This window comes from Mesorhizobium sp. WSM4307 (assembly GCF_007003945.1).
Lineage (GTDB): Bacteria > Pseudomonadota > Alphaproteobacteria > Rhizobiales > Rhizobiaceae > Mesorhizobium.
Genome location: NZ_VFTB01000013.1, coordinates 35,248 through 50,910, shown reverse-complemented (window position 1 = coordinate 50,910; position 15,663 = coordinate 35,248). Strand labels below are relative to the sequence as shown.

General features: G+C 59.1%; 13 protein-coding genes and 1 pseudogene. 9 read left to right on the top strand and 5 right to left on the bottom strand.

Annotated features, from left to right (window positions below):
• Positions 1-11: 11 nt before the first annotated feature.
• The gene (locus FJV83_RS28620; RefSeq protein ID WP_185973339.1) at positions 12-4,172 is read right to left on the bottom strand and encodes an RHS repeat-associated core domain-containing protein; all 4,161 of its coding nucleotides are present in this window, start codon (positions 4,170-4,172) and stop codon (positions 12-14) included.
• Between the two features lie 2,216 nt (positions 4,173-6,388).
• On the opposite strand from FJV83_RS28620, the gene FJV83_RS28615 reads away from it, so the two are divergent.
• The 3 genes from FJV83_RS28615 to FJV83_RS28605 are packed head-to-tail and all read left to right on the top strand — an operon-like array spanning position 6,389 to position 7,677.
• The gene (locus FJV83_RS28615; protein WP_095789636.1) at positions 6,389-6,706 is read left to right on the top strand and encodes a metalloregulator ArsR/SmtB family transcription factor; all 318 of its coding nucleotides are present in this window, start codon (positions 6,389-6,391) and stop codon (positions 6,704-6,706) included.
• Positions 6,703-7,206, top strand: a complete 504-nt coding sequence (locus FJV83_RS28610; protein WP_095789637.1) for an SRPBCC family protein — start codon at positions 6,703-6,705, stop codon at positions 7,204-7,206. Before FJV83_RS28615 ends, FJV83_RS28610 begins: the two co-directional genes overlap by 4 nt.
• Before the next feature lie 57 nt (positions 7,207-7,263).
• Positions 7,264-7,677, top strand: coding sequence for an MAPEG family protein (locus tag FJV83_RS28605; protein WP_095789638.1), 414 nt, complete (start codon positions 7,264-7,266; stop codon positions 7,675-7,677).
• Positions 7,678-8,604: 927 nt separating this feature from the next.
• On the opposite strand, the pseudogene FJV83_RS28600 reads toward FJV83_RS28605, so the two are convergent.
• The 4 genes and pseudogenes from FJV83_RS28600 to FJV83_RS28590 all read right to left on the bottom strand — a co-directional run.
• Positions 8,605-9,513 (bottom strand): annotated as a pseudogene (locus FJV83_RS28600) (IS110 family transposase); the annotation flags it as partial.
• 185 nt (positions 9,514-9,698) lie between these two features.
• Positions 9,699-9,926, bottom strand: a complete 228-nt coding sequence (locus FJV83_RS36570) for a hypothetical protein (protein ID WP_179301184.1) — start codon at positions 9,924-9,926, stop codon at positions 9,699-9,701.
• Positions 9,923-10,537, bottom strand: coding sequence for a hypothetical protein (locus FJV83_RS37155; RefSeq protein ID WP_246689090.1), 615 nt, complete (start codon positions 10,535-10,537; stop codon positions 9,923-9,925). The genes FJV83_RS36570 and FJV83_RS37155 overlap by 4 nt, the downstream gene beginning before the upstream one ends.
• A 205-nt stretch (positions 10,538-10,742) precedes the next feature.
• On the bottom strand, positions 10,743-11,000 hold the full coding sequence (locus tag FJV83_RS28590; protein WP_245437928.1) for a hypothetical protein: 258 nt from the start codon (positions 10,998-11,000) through the stop codon (positions 10,743-10,745).
• 204 nt (positions 11,001-11,204) lie between these two features.
• On the opposite strand from FJV83_RS28590, the gene FJV83_RS37150 reads away from it, so the two are divergent.
• From FJV83_RS37150 to FJV83_RS36560, 6 genes are all read left to right on the top strand, one after another.
• A complete protein-coding gene (locus tag FJV83_RS37150) occupies positions 11,205-11,621 on the top strand; it encodes a hypothetical protein (protein ID WP_348629108.1) in 417 nt (138 codons plus the stop codon).
• A 480-nt stretch (positions 11,622-12,101) separates the two neighbouring features.
• Positions 12,102-12,794 (top strand): SOS response-associated peptidase, encoded by a 693-nt coding sequence (locus tag FJV83_RS28580; RefSeq protein WP_142885357.1) that lies wholly within the window; start codon positions 12,102-12,104, stop codon positions 12,792-12,794.
• A gap of 570 nt (positions 12,795-13,364) precedes the next feature.
• Complete coding sequence (locus FJV83_RS28575) at positions 13,365-13,643, top strand: hypothetical protein (RefSeq protein ID WP_095794079.1); 279 nt, start codon at positions 13,365-13,367, stop codon at positions 13,641-13,643.
• 823 nt (positions 13,644-14,466) lie between these two features.
• Positions 14,467-14,784 (top strand): hypothetical protein, encoded by a 318-nt coding sequence (locus FJV83_RS28565; RefSeq protein ID WP_095794077.1) that lies wholly within the window; start codon positions 14,467-14,469, stop codon positions 14,782-14,784.
• Between the two features lie 5 nt (positions 14,785-14,789).
• Positions 14,790-14,990: a hypothetical protein gene (locus FJV83_RS28560; RefSeq protein WP_095789644.1), complete on the top strand. Its 201-nt coding sequence runs from the start codon at positions 14,790-14,792 to the stop codon at positions 14,988-14,990.
• Between the two features lie 280 nt (positions 14,991-15,270).
• On the top strand, positions 15,271-15,567 hold the full coding sequence (locus FJV83_RS36560) for a hypothetical protein (RefSeq protein ID WP_179296052.1): 297 nt from the start codon (positions 15,271-15,273) through the stop codon (positions 15,565-15,567).
• The last annotated feature ends 96 nt before the right edge of the window (positions 15,568-15,663 follow it).

Genomic DNA, 15,663 nt, shown 5'->3' with positions numbered 1-15,663 from the left:
TTGTAAATCCCTTATTCTTTTGGCACCCAACCGTTTCCATAGTTCTCCCAATGCTTGCCCGATGGATCCACCCAGCCCACATGCGGTGGTTTGCCTTCGGGATGATCGCGATCATCGTGAGCGCTTTCCTTACCCTTGGGCGTGCCAGGAGCCGGGCGTGTCCAGCCCCCTTCTCTACCGCCCACCGGCGCCCCAGGTTTTCCTTTCCACTGCCAGCCTTCTCCCGGCGGAGGAGTTCCTGGATCCCAATCACCCGGGCCGTCAAATGGCGGCGTATAGTCCGGCGGCCCCGCCCCTTCATTGTTAAGCACGGGATCCGGCCAAGGCGAGCCCAGAAGACCAGGCAACCCCGGCACACAACTACAGAGCATAGGATGGTCATAACACCACTGCTGCGCATCTTTCAGTGGAAACGGCTTTGGGCTGAACGGCCCCAGCGGCGCGGGAAAAGGCACTGGGATCGCATTCTGCAACCCCTCCGGATCAACATTCATAAACGGACTGTTCTTCGCATACGCCCACCTTGACGGGCCATCGGGCATACCGAGCGGGTCCGGCTGTAGATAGCGCCCAGTGCTCGGATCATAGTGCCTATGCCAATTGTACGAAAGCCCCGTCTCCACCTGGAACCACTGGCCGGGGAAACGTTGGTTGAGCGTAGCGCTACCGATGATCGTGCCCACCTCGCCATAGGGCAGGTATCTCGCCTGCCAGACGATGTTGCGGCTCTCGTCTGTCATCATGATCGGCCGTTCGAGATGATCGGTCAGCACATAGTACAGCGCCGGCGTCGCACCGGTGTTGTCGATCATGGCCAGTGGCCGACCGTTGACCGAGACATATTCGGTGACGAGGGTGCCCGAGGCGTCGTATTCGGCGATCACATTGCCATCGAGGTCGTGCACCATATGCAGTGTGGTCGAGGAGGCGCTGATGGTGCGCGAGACCAGTCGCGACTGATAGTCATAGACATAGGCGCCGCTCGCCGCGCCGTTGGTGGTGGCGCCCGCCAACTGGCCGGCGGCATTGTAGGTGTAGGCCTTGGTCAATGCCGGCGACACAGTCGCGTCCTGCGTGATGTTGCCGGCAAGGTCGGACTGGAAGCCGCGGCTCGGCGCGCCGTTGGTGACAATGCCGGTCAGCCGGTTCGAGCCGGGCTGTTGCGTATAGACATCCGTCGAGGTCACGCCCCCCAGGGTGATTATGCGCTGGGTGATGTTGCCGACGCCGTCGATCGTATAGGTGAGGCTGCCCCACGGGCCGTCGGCCTTCTCGATGAAGCCGTTGGCAGTATAGGTGTAGGTCTCGTTGTTGGCGGCGTTGAGCTGATCCTCGATGAAGGTCAGGTTGCGCTTGTCCTGGTATTGCAGCGCGCGCCGGATGAGATCCTGGCCGAGCGACTGGTCCTCGACGCCGTAGCTCACGATGCGGCCATCGGTATCATAGTCGCGACTTTCCCTCAGATCGTTGGCAAAGGCCGTGATAGAACGTGGGCCGAAGGGCGCGTACGTGCCCCACAATACCAGTTCCGTCGGCGACGAGATAGCATCCGGGCTGGTGCGGACCTGTTGCACCTCGCCTGCCGCTCCGCGGCCATATTCGACGACACGGCCGGACGGATAGGTCATGCTCAACAGGTTGCCGGCATCGTCCCAACTGTAGGCGATCGTGTAGGATTTCACCCCGATCGTGCGCACTTCCTGAATGACACGGCCGAGCAGGTCGTATCGGTAGGAAACCGTGCCGGCGGCATCGGTGACGCTCGTCAGGCGGCCCTTGCCGGGATTGCCACCGGTCACGCTGTCATAGGTGTAGGCAACACTAGAAGCGGTCTCCGACGGATAGCTCCGCGTCGTGATCCGTCCGGCATAGTCGTAGGTGTAGATCGTAATGACGCCGCGCGCGTCGGTCTTCTGGGTGACCTCGCCGTCGCGATTGCGAACATAAACCGTCGTGCCGATATCGGGGCTGCTCTCCTGGATCACCTCGCCCCAGCCGTTGCGGACATAAATGGTGGCGACATTGCGTGGATCCGTAGTGGAGGTCGGGTCGTCGGTTGCGCCGAAACCTTGTGTCGTCGTGCTGTTGCGCTCATCGGCAAGGCTGATCAGTCGGTCGAGCCCGTCATAGGCTGATGTCGCAGCATTGCTGTTGGGATCGGTGATCGAGGTCGGGTTGCCGACCTTATCGTAGCCATAGGTCCACGTCGCTGGGCCGACGCCGATGACCTGCCGCAACCGGCCAAGTTCGTCGAAGGTCGTGTTACGCTCGAAAAACACCTGCGAATTGACGTCCGAAGCCTGTTCGCCCGTGCGGTTGCCCATCGCGTCATAGGTGTAGGTCACCTTGTCGCCAAGGCCATTCGTCACTGAGGTCACACGGTTGGCGCCATCATATTCCATCGCCAGCACCGATCCATCGGGATTGGTGATCGTGGTGACGTTGCCGGCATTGTCGTATGCGTATTCCGTCCGGCTGGCGATGCCGGAAGGGTCGTCCAGCCTGGAGGTCAAGCGGCCCCTGGCATCGTAGGTGAGTTTGGTCACCAGCCCATTGGCGTCCTGAATCTCCGTCGGCTGGCCACGGCCGTCGACGGCATTGACTGTCGTCACATTGCCGACCTCGTCGGTGGTGGTGGCGAGATAGCCTGATGTATCATAGGTGTAGGAGACCGTGTCGCCGGTTCCCGGCAGCGGCCCATCGGCCGAAGACAACAGGCCGGACGTCGTATAGGTGTAGGCCCAACTGCGTGTCTGGCCGTTCGTCGAATAGGGAACCGTCTGCGCGCTGGTATCGGTCTGTGTCACGCCGGTCAGTTGGCCCGCCGTGTTGTAGGTGTAGTCAACCGTAAGGCCCGGCGCGACGATCTGCTGCGGGGCATTCACGGTCGCGTGCCAGGTGATGGTGGTCTGGCGCGCCTCCGGCAGACCATAGGCCTGCGTGATCTGTGTCGGCCGGCCGCGGCTGTCCCTGACATAGCTGGTGACGCGGCCCTCCTCGTCGGTCCACGACGCGATGAAACCCGCGCCGTCGTAGGTCAGCGCGCTGGCGGATGCCGGACAATTGGTCGAGGCCGCGCCATCGACGCCGGCAAAGCGGATGTCCCAGCTGCTGCCGGGCACGTAGTCGAATTTGTAGACCTTTACACGCCCGAGCGCCGTGGTGGCGGTTCGGGTGAGTTGGGAGCCGGACGTGCCGTAGACAACCGTTACCCGATTGGCGCCACCGGCGCCTTCGGTTGAGGTCGCCCGGCCATCGGCATCGTAGGTATAAGTCGCAACGCGCACGCCGCGATGGTCGCTGACGCCGGTCAGGAATCTCGGATAGGTCGTGTCCTCATAGTGATAGGCATTGGAATCGACCACCGTGCCGGATGCATCGCGCCACTCCACGCCGACAAGGCGTCGGATTACATCAGGCGACGGAGCCGTATCCGTTGGGGCCGGGTCGTAGAGATAGGTCGCCTTTGTACCGTCCGGGAAGGTGATGTCCTTGATCGCTTCGGGCATCCGCTGCGGCCAGGTAGCATTTGGATCGACCATCGGATAGTAGATGTGCCAGGTGAACGACGCCGTACGGCCGAAGCTGTCGACGATCGAGGTGAGCGCCCCATCCGTGGAATAATTGAATTCCCAGCCATAACCGTCACGCTCGCGCATGGTTATGGGGCGGCCAACTCTGTAGCTCGCAGGGCTGAAATTGACGGGCGACATCGTTGTCAGGGTCCAAACGCGGTCGTCGGGACCGGTCAGCTTCCATTGCCTCGGCACAGCCTTCATGTCGGCAAGGTTGCTCGGCAAGCTTCCCATGAATTCTAGCCGGTAGTCGTCCGGGACGGCCCCCATCGCAGCCTGGGCTTGCCATGTACCGTTCGCCTGCAGTTCAAAATTATATCCGGACCCATCCGGCGTCAGCAGAGTGACCTTGCCGGTCGGCGCACTTGGCGACCCCGAAAACGCGCCCAGATGCAGCTCATAGTCAAAATTGAATTGCCAGCCGACAGACGGTGTCAAAGCAGGCTGATTGTAGCTGCTGACCCTGCCACCGGCGAAACTGCGATATTGTCGCCCGATCCGGAACAGTCCGTCCTGCGTCGCAAAATCCTCAGCCTGATAATATTTGGCGCCTGAACCCAGAACGATCGGATTGCCTTCAGTGGGGTTTGAGCACACAGGAGGGACTTCCGGCGGAACATTTTGGACACACCGATCATCGATCGTACGCTCGTAGCCACTGTCACAAGCGAAGGAAACAGTCCCGGGCAGAATGGTCGTGCAGCCAAATGGACCATAGGGGCAGGTGCCGTCCTGATAGTGTGTCCAATGGCAACGCTGCACATTGGGATCTTCCGTGGGGAACGCCCCTGTGAAATGGCTGTAGCCCGGATGGGGAAGCGGCAGATGCCAGTAAGCCCAGATCGAATAGCAGGCGTCCCTGGCAGTGGGGTACGTCCCATTCCATCCGCCATGCGGGGTCGCCTGAGCGGCCGGAGCGGTCGCAAAACCAAGAGCGATGGCCACGAACAACGCCGCTAGGAGTCTGGCGCGGACCCTCGAGCCCCGGCCGAGCCCAGCGACGAAATAGCTCCCCGTCAGCCTAGAGATAGCAATTATTGATTTAGAAAAGAATAATTTAGAAAATGATACAAAACCGAGCTCATGTGACTGACAAAAAGCCATCACACATCTCCTCCGCCGCGCATATTTTTGAATACACTTGCCAAAAATGCTTTTGTCAATACAGACATTAAAGAAAACTCGGCACAGCTAAACAACTGCGACGCATCACCGCCCAACAAGAAAAATGAATGCGGATTTCGCCAGCAAATAAACTATTTTTCAAGGCACAGTTTGCCAAGCATGTGGAATAAACCACGATACAAAATAACTTAAACTATTTCAGTGACAAATAAAACGTTAAACATTGATATAAGCCAAACGCATCTTCCACCATCGCGAATGCTTGCAGGGTACTCATTTGTACCAACAGCCATACCATCAAGCCCCTGCCTTCAAGTCAAGCAGCACCAAACACGCCGCCCTACACGATGAAAATCCCGCGCCACCTTCACGAGCTCCCCGGAGCAAGGATCGCCACATTGCCCCTGCAGTTGAACCGGTAGCATATCCGTGAAAGCCTGTTAAGAGCTCGAGAAAGAAATAGATCAAAGAAAATTTGGTCAATACATGCAATTTCTCTAATTTACACTTTTATGTATTGCACATGTATGAGTACGACTCAGTTCGCCGTCCTGGAGCCAGAATTCTCCAACCATGCCAAGTATTTATATGGCATCACAGCCAATAGGGGCCGGCCATATCTCCCAGAAGGATCGCTGCGCGCAGCACCTGCCCGAGAGCATCGGCCTCCCTGTTCGATATTGCCGAGATAACCGGAATCATGCCGCGCCCCGATTTGAGGCTCGTTAGGCTCCATAGCCGACCCCGATGAGTAAACCTCGTTAAACAGTCGGGCTAGTCTAGACAGCAGCGGGGAATGCCGACGTTTCGCAAAATGGCGCATGCGCGCCACGCCTCGCTGAGCGTCGCCGATAGGAGAAGAGTGCTTCCTCGATAGTGGGTCTCGCTGTGTAGCGCTCTCCCGCTACCACTTCAAACCCACTATCGTGTCCGACGGCCGATTTTGACGTTTCGGCCAGTGTCACGGTTCTCGGACGCATCGCCGATGCGCTCGGAATGGGGCTCGAAGCTCTCATTCGTAAATCGCAGAGCGGTCATTAAGATTAGGGGCCGCGCATAGCCGCTCGCGAGCGCGCCTCAAAACAGGCGCCGTAGCGAACGAGCGGCGGCTTTGCGCACTGAGCAGCCGTATTTGACGGCCGTTGCTAGGTGGCGGGATTTGAGATCCATCCGAGAAAGGTTGAATGCATTGCCAACGGGATGGCCGAGCTGCCGGGCTGCCCGCGCTCGAAAGTCGTACCCGGGCGGCTCTCGTTTAATTCGAGTTGCAGACCCCCCTGCCCTCAACAGGCACGGCTGACGTCGGCGCAGACAGTTGTGGTATCTCATGGCGCATGGAACACGCGGATCGACGGGGATTTTGTGAAGGGCGAAGCTGACGGCGCGACAGCTTCGCTGGCCCTGTTCCAGTGCACGGTGTCGGCGCTCGGTTACTGATTTGGCCTTAAAGGTGAGCCCTGGCAGGCCACCCTGCGCAGATTTTTGCGAAAAACGCGCAAGGTAAGTGGCATCACCATAGGGCGCGAGCATCGGATCGGTCCATTTTTCGAGAGTGGCGTCGGCATCGAGTTCGAGAGCGCGTTTCACCGCTTTTTGGGCGTGATGCTGGCACCCGGCGTCAGGGAAGGTTCCATAGCGTCGACTGCTCAGGTTGACAAAAGGGACCCCGTCGATCTAAGTTCGCGTTAGTGGCTACTAACGCGAAATATTGGGCAGCGCTCGGTGACCCCACACGGCGCACGATCTTCGAACTGCTGGTCGACCAGCCCAGTTCGGTCAGCGGGCTGGCCAATGCGCTGCCCGTGACAAGGCCGGCGGTCTCGCAACACCTGAGGGTCCTCAAGGATGCCGGGCTGGTCGCCGACACGCGCTCCGGCAAGGAACGCATCTACCGGATTGATCCGGATGGCCTCGCGGCCTTTCGGGCAGAGATCGACCAGTTCTGGGTGAAGACGCTCGCGGGCTACAAGCTGGCCGTCGAGGAACCGACTAAGGACGAGACATGATCAAGCAACCAGGGCCCGCTCCCGTTAGGCATTCCGTGGTCGTCGAAGCGACAATCGCGCGCGCCTTCAAAGTGTTCACCGAGGATTTCGGCAGCTTCAAACCGCGCGAGCACAATCTGCTCGCGGTACCTATCGCCGAGACGATCTTCGAGCGTCGGGTCGGCGGTCACGTCTACGATCGCGGCGTGGACGGCAGCGAGTGCCGCTGGGCCCGCGTACTGGCCTACGATCCACCTCACCGGCTGGTTCTGAGCTGGGACATCAGCCCTCGATGGCAGATCGAGACCAACCTGAACAAGACCAGCGAATGGGAAGTCCGGTTCACGGCCGAGACAGAAAAAAGAACCCTGGTTGAGATCGAACATCGGAATTTCGAACGCCACGGCGAAGGCTGGGAAGGTGTGCGCGGTGGAGTTGATAGCGATCAGGGCTGGCCGCTGTACCTGCAGCGGTTCCAAGACCTTTTCACCGTCGAGCGGCCTGACAACGCAGCCGGTTAAGGGGCGTGACCCGGAAGCTCGGTTGGACCCACCGCGATTCTTGGGAGTGGAGACAAAATGGAAGTCTATTGGTTAAGCATCCTCGGCGTGCTCACCCTCTGTTTGCTGTCGGTGGTGTTGGCAATCTATTCTGGTTCGTCAAAGGGATTTGCGGGGGCACTTTCCGGGCCGGTGATCCCGGCAGACGACGAAAATCTGCTCTATAGGATCGATCGCGTCCACATGAATTCGGTCGAGGCACTGGCGCCCTTTGTCGTGCCCGCGGTGCTAGCGATGATGGTTGGCGTCAAACCGACCATTTTGGCGGCGCTTGTGGGCGCCCACCTGGGGATACGCCTGCTCCATCTGGGAGTCTACTTGCGTGGCGGAAATGCCGCTAAGGGAGGCAGCATCAGGACGATCCTGTACGTCTCTGGCGCACTCGTCACCCTTCTTCTCCTACTTGTGACTGGATGGGCAGCACTCAATTGACACGTTGGTGTCACGACTCCGCACATTGCTTTTCAGCAGAGACTTAGAAGCTGGTCTCGTGCGATGCGTGGCCCTGGCCCATCCATTCACCCTAGCGTTCACCGCCAGCAATGCCTGCTTGCAGGAGTTGGCAAAGCCGGTCCCAACCCCATGAGGCACAAAGCCTGCACTCGAAGCACGAGGGCGACGTCGCCGTGATGGCCAATATGCACACCGCGATGTCCGCCAAACGACCGTTTGCTAAACATCGCCCAACACCAACTCCGAGCCGCATATTCTGTCGTTGGCGTGTCGAGGAAACGTGTCGGAATTTCAACTGTCCGGCAACAAGCTGACAGGTCGCTTTTGGCCAAGGCCAGACGTTGAAGAGCACGCTGCGAGCCCAGTGTTTGCCAGCGGATGCACTGCGCACCTTGTAGATTCCAACATGAAATCGATATCTTAATATCAAATCGCACATTGTAGCAAAAGCGCGCAATGTGCAGCAAGGGGCGAAAAACCCAGAGAATACAACCGACCGACCGCCGTATGTGCGGTCTTTTATCTTGCCATCTAAATCGGTCGTACTTTGCGAGACTTGCTATCTATCGTCGTTCCTCCTCTATGCTACGATAATACACTATTCTATGCTCTATGTCACGATCCGTATTCTGGCGTCGACCCCCGATGCGCCGTGCAGTCTTCCGCGATCTGCGACGGGGTCTGCCAGTTGCATGAAAGCAGCACTGGAACCGTCGTGGCGTACTTTTCCATCGGACTGGGGGGCAGCGTCACAGGCAATCCGGCGCGGTCCGGCCGTCTCGCGATCGGCGCGGCCGCAGGAAAGATAGCGTGCGTTCCGTCGTTCCTGGTCTGCATCGGTCCTCATCCGCTGGAGCGGATCTCTTGTGTCAGGTGGCGCCCGTCAGCGTGTCGGCGTCATGCGTTTCAATTTCCGTTGCACCGCTCATCGATGCGCCCCAGCGGCCTGCGATCCTTGCGATGAGCGCGCCGGGCGACATCTCTCCGGGTCGCCGCGGAATCGCCGACATAGAACGCTCCGTCGGTCAGCTTGCGCGCCACGGCGACACAGGCCTTGCGGTGGCATGATCGTTTGGCGATCGCCCGGCCCCAGCTCTTGACCTTGTCCGAGCCCTCGAAGCGCGTCATCAGCCCCGATGCCGCCTCGTAAAGCGAGCGTCGCACATCAGCATCGCCAGCCTCCGATATTCGGCCCTGAACGTCGATCGAGGTGCCCGACTGCCAGCGCCGCGAGGTCAGTCCGAAGTAGGCCGCGACGTCGCGTGAGCGACGGAAGCGCGACGGATCGTCGATCGCCGTCATGAACGAAAGTGCTGTGATGGGGCCGACACCGGGGATTGCCATGAAGCGTCGGCACAGTTCGCTGCGTGCCACCATTTTCACGACCAGATCGTGCAGCCGGCAATACTGTCTCCACGTCGCTGCGCGCGCCGCCAGCATGGCGTCCATCAGCTCGGACGACAGCGGATCGTCCGCCACCGCGGTGCGCACCGCCTGCTCGAAAGCCCCCTCGCCCGACCTGCCCAGTCGGATGCCGAATGCCTTCAGTGGATGGCGGATGGCGTTCTCCAGGTCGCGGAACTTGGCTTTCAGATTGCGCCGGTGCGTCTGCAGAAGCTTCGTGCGGTAGCAGCTTTCCGACTTGATATGGGCCTGCCGGAACCAGCCGGTGCGCATGATGTGGGCGATTCCGAGCGCATCGGCCTTGTCGGTTTTGTTGCGCTGCGCCGACATTGCGGCGCGCACGTGCCGCGTCTCCAGGCAGACGGCCGGAAGGCCGAGTTTCTTGAGTTCCGGATGCAGCCAGGACAGCGTCTTGAGATAGACGCCATTGGCTATCGCCTCGTCGGTCATCTCGAGCTTTTGCCGACACCACGCGTCACGCGTGAATCCCGCGCCGCTGGTCGTCTCGAGGTTCCAGGTCTTGCCGTGGCATCGTCGGTGAACTTGACGAACACATGCAGCGGCGCCGTCGACAGCGTGACATTGAGGCCGAGCCGCTACCCGAGAGTGACGAACAGCGCCGGCATCGAGACACAATTGCCTTTCCGGGTCGCGAGGTAGTTGACCAGCGACTGAGAGCCGGGCTTTTGGCCATAGGAATCGGACAGGTCGTATTCGAACGGCCGGCTATTGTTCCACCAGCCGCCCTCGTAGAGGAAGGTGCGCAGAGCCTTCATCTTCTCCATGCTGGTCGAGGCAGCTTCGGGCCGAAGTGTCGCGATCATTTTTTGACCGTAACGAGCATGCTGTCGATCTCGGCAAGGCGGCAACCATCGGTCGAGGGATCGACGAACTTGTCGATCGCCAGCTTTGCCCGGCCAAAGTCCATCCCGGCTGCGGGCGCATCAAGCAGGGTGCGGACAAAGTTGGCCGGGTTCGGCGCGGCAGCCCCTTGCGCGTCCGAGGGGCGAAGGCCCGCCAGCACCATCACGCGCGCGTTTCGACGGATGACCAGAACCTCGATCTGCACCGCGACGCGTTGATACGCGCGGGCTGCACCAAGATCTCCGCCCCCGCCTTCATCACCTCGACGCTCTATGAGGCTGACGGCCAGACCAAGGAGATCAACTACGCCAACGGGGTGAAGACGGCCTTCGTCTATTCGCGGACCCGGCGCAGCGCCTGGTGCCCCGGCTCCTCGTGCCAGAACACCTGGCGCAAGTCGCTGGTCGACCAACTGCCCACAGTAGGAGCAGGCGTAGAAATTGTCCTCCACCCGTGCCGGCTCGGCGCCATGTCGCTTGCCGGGAATAGGCGGTCCAAGATCGGGAAGGTTCGTGCATGCCGGTTCGAACGATCCGCCTGGGTGAAAGTTCCTGGGCTCAGCAGGGAACATTTTCTGCTTTCCTGAGTTATGGCGCCGGAAGTCAAGGGTTGTGACCCTGTCCCCGAAGCTTCCAAGCCCGTCTCGGGTGGTTGGGTGCGAGACGGGCTGTTCGCAGAAGGGAACCTTAAGAGACGTCCCGAGCGCGCGCAGAACCGACTTCCTTCATTTGGATTTCAACCGAAGTCCTAGGGCGGGCGTTCGAGCATCTCCATAGCTATTGGCGCACGCTGACCCGCGATGTCGCCGACACGTTCGTGATTGAATCGGCATCCCCCGTGACGAGGCCGCCGCCATCGATGCGGACGGTAACTTTACCATCCTCCTTGTCGACCCGGGTGACAAATCCCCTGACTTCTATTTTCTGACCTGCCGTGGCCTTTGCCGGCGAGTCGACCGCAAGTGGGAAGTTGTAACTCGGAAGGCTTACGCTCGACACGCCGCTCTCCATCACTTTCAGGATGGTGGCTGTCAACGTGATCTCGTCTCCAACTTTCGGCGCTCGCGACATACGGTGCCTCATGTTGCGGCGAGTGAAACATTCAACTTACCTAAAATGTTCTGGAACTATTTTAGCGCAAGCTAATTGAATCGCGTGTTTGCGAGTCCTGGGTATGCGTCTGAAATTCATCAAGCCGATGGAGCCTGAACTGGTCGATACCCCGCCGCAAAGCGCGGACTGGATCCACGAGATCAATACGACGGGTACAGGACCCAGATCATCAAGGATGATGATGGGATCCGGCTGATCACGAAGAATGGCTACGACTGGACGGGCCGCTATATCCAGCTTGCTGGCGAGGCAGAGGCGATCGAAGCGAAAGACTTCATCATCGACGGCGAGACGATCACCATCAATGAGGCGGGCCTGTCCGACTTCCACGCACTGCAATCAGCCGTCACCAGCCGCAAGCCATCCAGCGACCTGTATCTGGCGGCGTTCGATCTTCTACACCTCAACGGGCACGATTTGCGCGACATGCCGGTGGAAGACCGCCGTGACATCCTCCAGGCGCTGATCCCGACCGGTGGCCGCATCCAGTTCAGCGAAGCAATGCCGGGGCGACACACGCACCTACGCTCTTGCGAAGCGTGACATGATTGCGGGACTTAGACGGCTCTTAAGGGAAAGAAAAAGCTGTCTTCAGCGATCATCGACAATTGCCGATACGTTCCCTGCTCGTCGTAAATACTCCGATGACGAGCTCCTAGACGGCATTCGTAGGCTGCATGCCACGTTCGGGCACGTCACAATCGCCCTAATCAATGCTGATCCAGAGCTCCCTATGTATCGTGATTTCGTAGAGCGATTTGGCTCTATCATCAGAGCGTATGGATTGGCAGGTTTCCCAACTACCAGAGCAGGAGCGGTTTCGGCAGCGCTGAAAAGGCAAGACTTCAAAAAAGGGCTACGTAAGCCTTGGATTACGACTCTATCCAACACAAAACCCTAATATCTGCGCAACACAACAACCTAATAACCACGCAGCGTAGAAGCCGCCATTCTCAACTTCCAACGCGCAAGAGGGCGTATCGTGATAAGCAAGGCGCGGCGCCCCTCAACTGAGATGAAAGCATGTGCGGACGTTACACCCGATATCTAACATGGTCGGAAATCCACCGGCTCTACCGCCTGACGGCGCCGGCGGAAATCGGCCGCAATGATCAGCCGCGCTACAACATCGCGCCGACAGAGGACGTTCCTTTCGTCACCGCCGGTGATAACGGCAGTCACCGATTGCGCGAGGGGCGCTGGTGGCTCGTCCCGTTCTGGGCAAAGGAGATGCCCAGGGCGGCCATGTTCAACGCCAGGATTGAAGGCATCGATACCGCACCGGCCTTCCGGGACGCCTTCAAGTCGAAACGCTGCCTGATCCCGGCCGATGGCTTCTACGAATGGACGATCTCGCCGGCCGACGGCAAGAAGGATCCTTGGCACATCTACCTGCCGGGCCACGCGCCTTTTTCGTTCGCCGGGCTCTGGGCGTACAACACCAATCTCGATGTCACCAGCTGCACAATCATCACCCAGCCGGCCGGCGAGCCGATGAAGAATCTGCACGACCGGCAGCCGGTCATTCTCGACCAGGCCTATTACGACGCATGGCTCGACCCGTCGACGCCGAAGGAATACCTGAAAGACATTCTCAGCCACGATATCGGCAGTCAGTTGCAATTCAACCGTGTCGGGCGCGACGTCAATTCGACCGTCATCAACAAGCAACCGAACGACCACCCCGCCCCAGTCGGACCGATCAATCCGCTATGAGTGACGAACCGATCAGGCTCGCCGCAGACGCTACCGTTCACGGCGAGGGAAAGGGGCCTTGAGCCCCCGGCCGAAAACTTCCAGGTTCACCTGAGAATGTCCCTCAACGACATGTATCCGCCCCATGCGCTTAGCCCGAGGAACATTGAAAGCAGCGCTACAATGGCGCCCTTTTGGCGGATGGAAGTCGATCGCTGCCAGCCCTCGAAGCATATCCAAGTCCCGTATGTCGCGATCAAAACGCACCCTACAAAGAGCCCCACAAGTATGCTTTTGGGATAGACAGGACGTAGCAGAAGGCTTGCAATGACAATCGCGTAAGAGGCTAAAGCGATTGGCGACAGATGCAGTCGAGTTAAGCGATGGCTTTAGATCGGATCGCGTGACATACGGCAGTGCATCGGCGAGCTGGACGGATCGAAATCACGTCTGCGAGTTTGACGAGTGCGGGAAGCCCGCACCGTTCGGATTTGCAAACCCCAGACAACCATCGCGCCCAGCCGAAGACGATGTAGCGTGGTTCTGCCACGGGCATCGCGAACACGGCGACAGATATTTGGCGGGGGCGAGATGATTAGTCGACCAAGAGAAGCGGACGATGACCGAGTCATCGACTGCCAGGAGGCAATGGAGCCCGGCTTCCAAGCCATCGTTGATTGCATGCTGGAGGCCGGATGGTCGCGCGGCGAAACTCTGCGGTCATTGAAGCGGCTGATCGCGGCGGACAACATGACCCAGAAAGAGAACGCTAGGACGGAAACACAGCTTGCCATTGCTCGGGCCATGATGCGGTCCGGAAAGTCTTCTAGGGAGGCGACGGCTTTTTGGCGGGCGGCCGGCGCCTTTTAACCGGAGCTGACTTCTCCGCCGAAAGACGGAGCTCCCGCAACCGCGCCGTCTTTGCATTTCGTGCTTTCGTTTCGGCTTCGACTAATAGTTTAGCCTCTCGATCAGCGCGCTCAAAGCGCTCTTTGTCTACCAGTCTTCGGGTCACGAGAGCCTCCCTTGGCTAACTGACCTATGAAATTATCGCTCGTTAGAATTGTTCCTTTCGCTGGCCTTCCCGCAGCCAATTTCGTGACCGCCGCGACGATGTCGAGCGCTCCAGCAGGCTTGACTTACCCATCTTCCGCCAGCGAGACATCCAGGTCCCGCCTGATCAACTCTTCGTCTTCAAGCACAAGGACCAGGGACGACGCCCATTGGGCGCGCTTCGCTGGCCTCGCGAGCGTGTCAATAGAAAGCCCGTCGCGGCTAAAGCGAAGGGCTTTCTCATCGGAGCGGGTGCACCCCAGGAGGATCGACCACTTGGTTAAAAATTCCCGGACGTGAAATTCGTTCGACAATGGCACACGGATTCTCTTCGCATCTAAACCGGTTATATGAGATAATCCTAATAATGCTCGCTTTAAGGCGACGGCCATGTCGTTACCGCTTTGCTGTGAAGTCTATTGCCCCGCTGACCTGGACATGCTCCAGCGCGTGTTTGACCGGCTGTGCGAGGAACGCCGGCTAGCAAAGACTGGGAACAACGCGAAGACCTGGCTGCCGAAGTCTTCCAAATTTTTGATGATGGGACGCAGGAAGTGGTGGGCTTGTGGCGGGCCTTTCAAAGCGCCGCGTCGCCAAGAGCGCATAGTTCAGTTTTCAAACTGTGAGGGGTGCTGCCACCATGATCGTCGCGCAGATGATAAACGATTTCGTGACGCTGCTGCATCCCGGTGCCGTTTGCGATAGGTGTATTGCCGAAGCCTTGCGCCTCAGTTCTCACGCGCACGCCGCGCAAACCACTGAGGCGTTGGGGACCACTTCGGATTTTGCGCGATATCGTGGACGCTGCGTCATATGCGACAGCGAACGGACAGTGACAATTGCCCGCGAACCTAAAGGCCAGATGCGCCCAGCCAAGATAGGAGCCGCGCTTGCAGGGCAATTGAGCCGCGAGGAACCTCTGCTGGTCAATGAAGTTGGGGTTCAAGCGCTACGGTGAAGCCCATGACCACGAAATACCATATCGACGAAATGCAGGGCGAAAAGTTGCTGGCCCTGCACATTGCGCACGGATCGACTGCCTTGGAGGCCATTAACAAGGTCACCGCCGGGCCGTTCGTAATTCGAACCGTGCAGGCTCATTGGTTCCGGGTGGTGGATCAGGGACGGCGGGCGGTTTTCAAATTCTCGGTCGAACGAGATTAATTTAGCATCCGCTAATCCTTGCCGCTTTCGGATGCCGCACCAGAATCCTTGCATTCAGCATCAAGGTCGGCGACGAGGTGGCAATAATGGCGACGGTGCTTAAGCGCGTCACCGAAGACCGCGTAAGCGTCTCGATCCCGAGCTACAATTTCCCCCATTCGATTATCGATCCTGAAGACATTGAAGGGACAGCCGTCCCCGCCGCTATTGACCTCCCGAGCACCTTAAGGTCGCGCATCGGACGGGATGTTGAACTCCTTGCAACGATTGGAGAACCCTTATGCGAACTAAAATTATTTTTGCAGCGTTTTCGCTGCTTGCTGGCCCCGCATCAGCAGCCGACCACCTCTTCACCGCCACATCGGCAGGCGGTTTGACGACCTCAAGCCAACCCTTCCATAACGGCAAAAACAACAGCGCTCCGACCGCCGATACGGTGCCCGGCCAGGGTAGTCCGCTGTCCGGTGCCGAGCAACATACCGTGTCGGCCACCGACACGCAGACAGGTGCTTCGCTCAGGACAATGCCGTCGGCGGCGACCACGGGCAAGACTGCGCCGTCTGCCAACGCCCACTGACATTCGCTGCACCTCCCGAGCGCTCTCTGGGCGGCACCCATAGATCATCATGGGTGTCTCCCAAGAAGGCGGATAAATGGAGCTAAGCAAGACTGT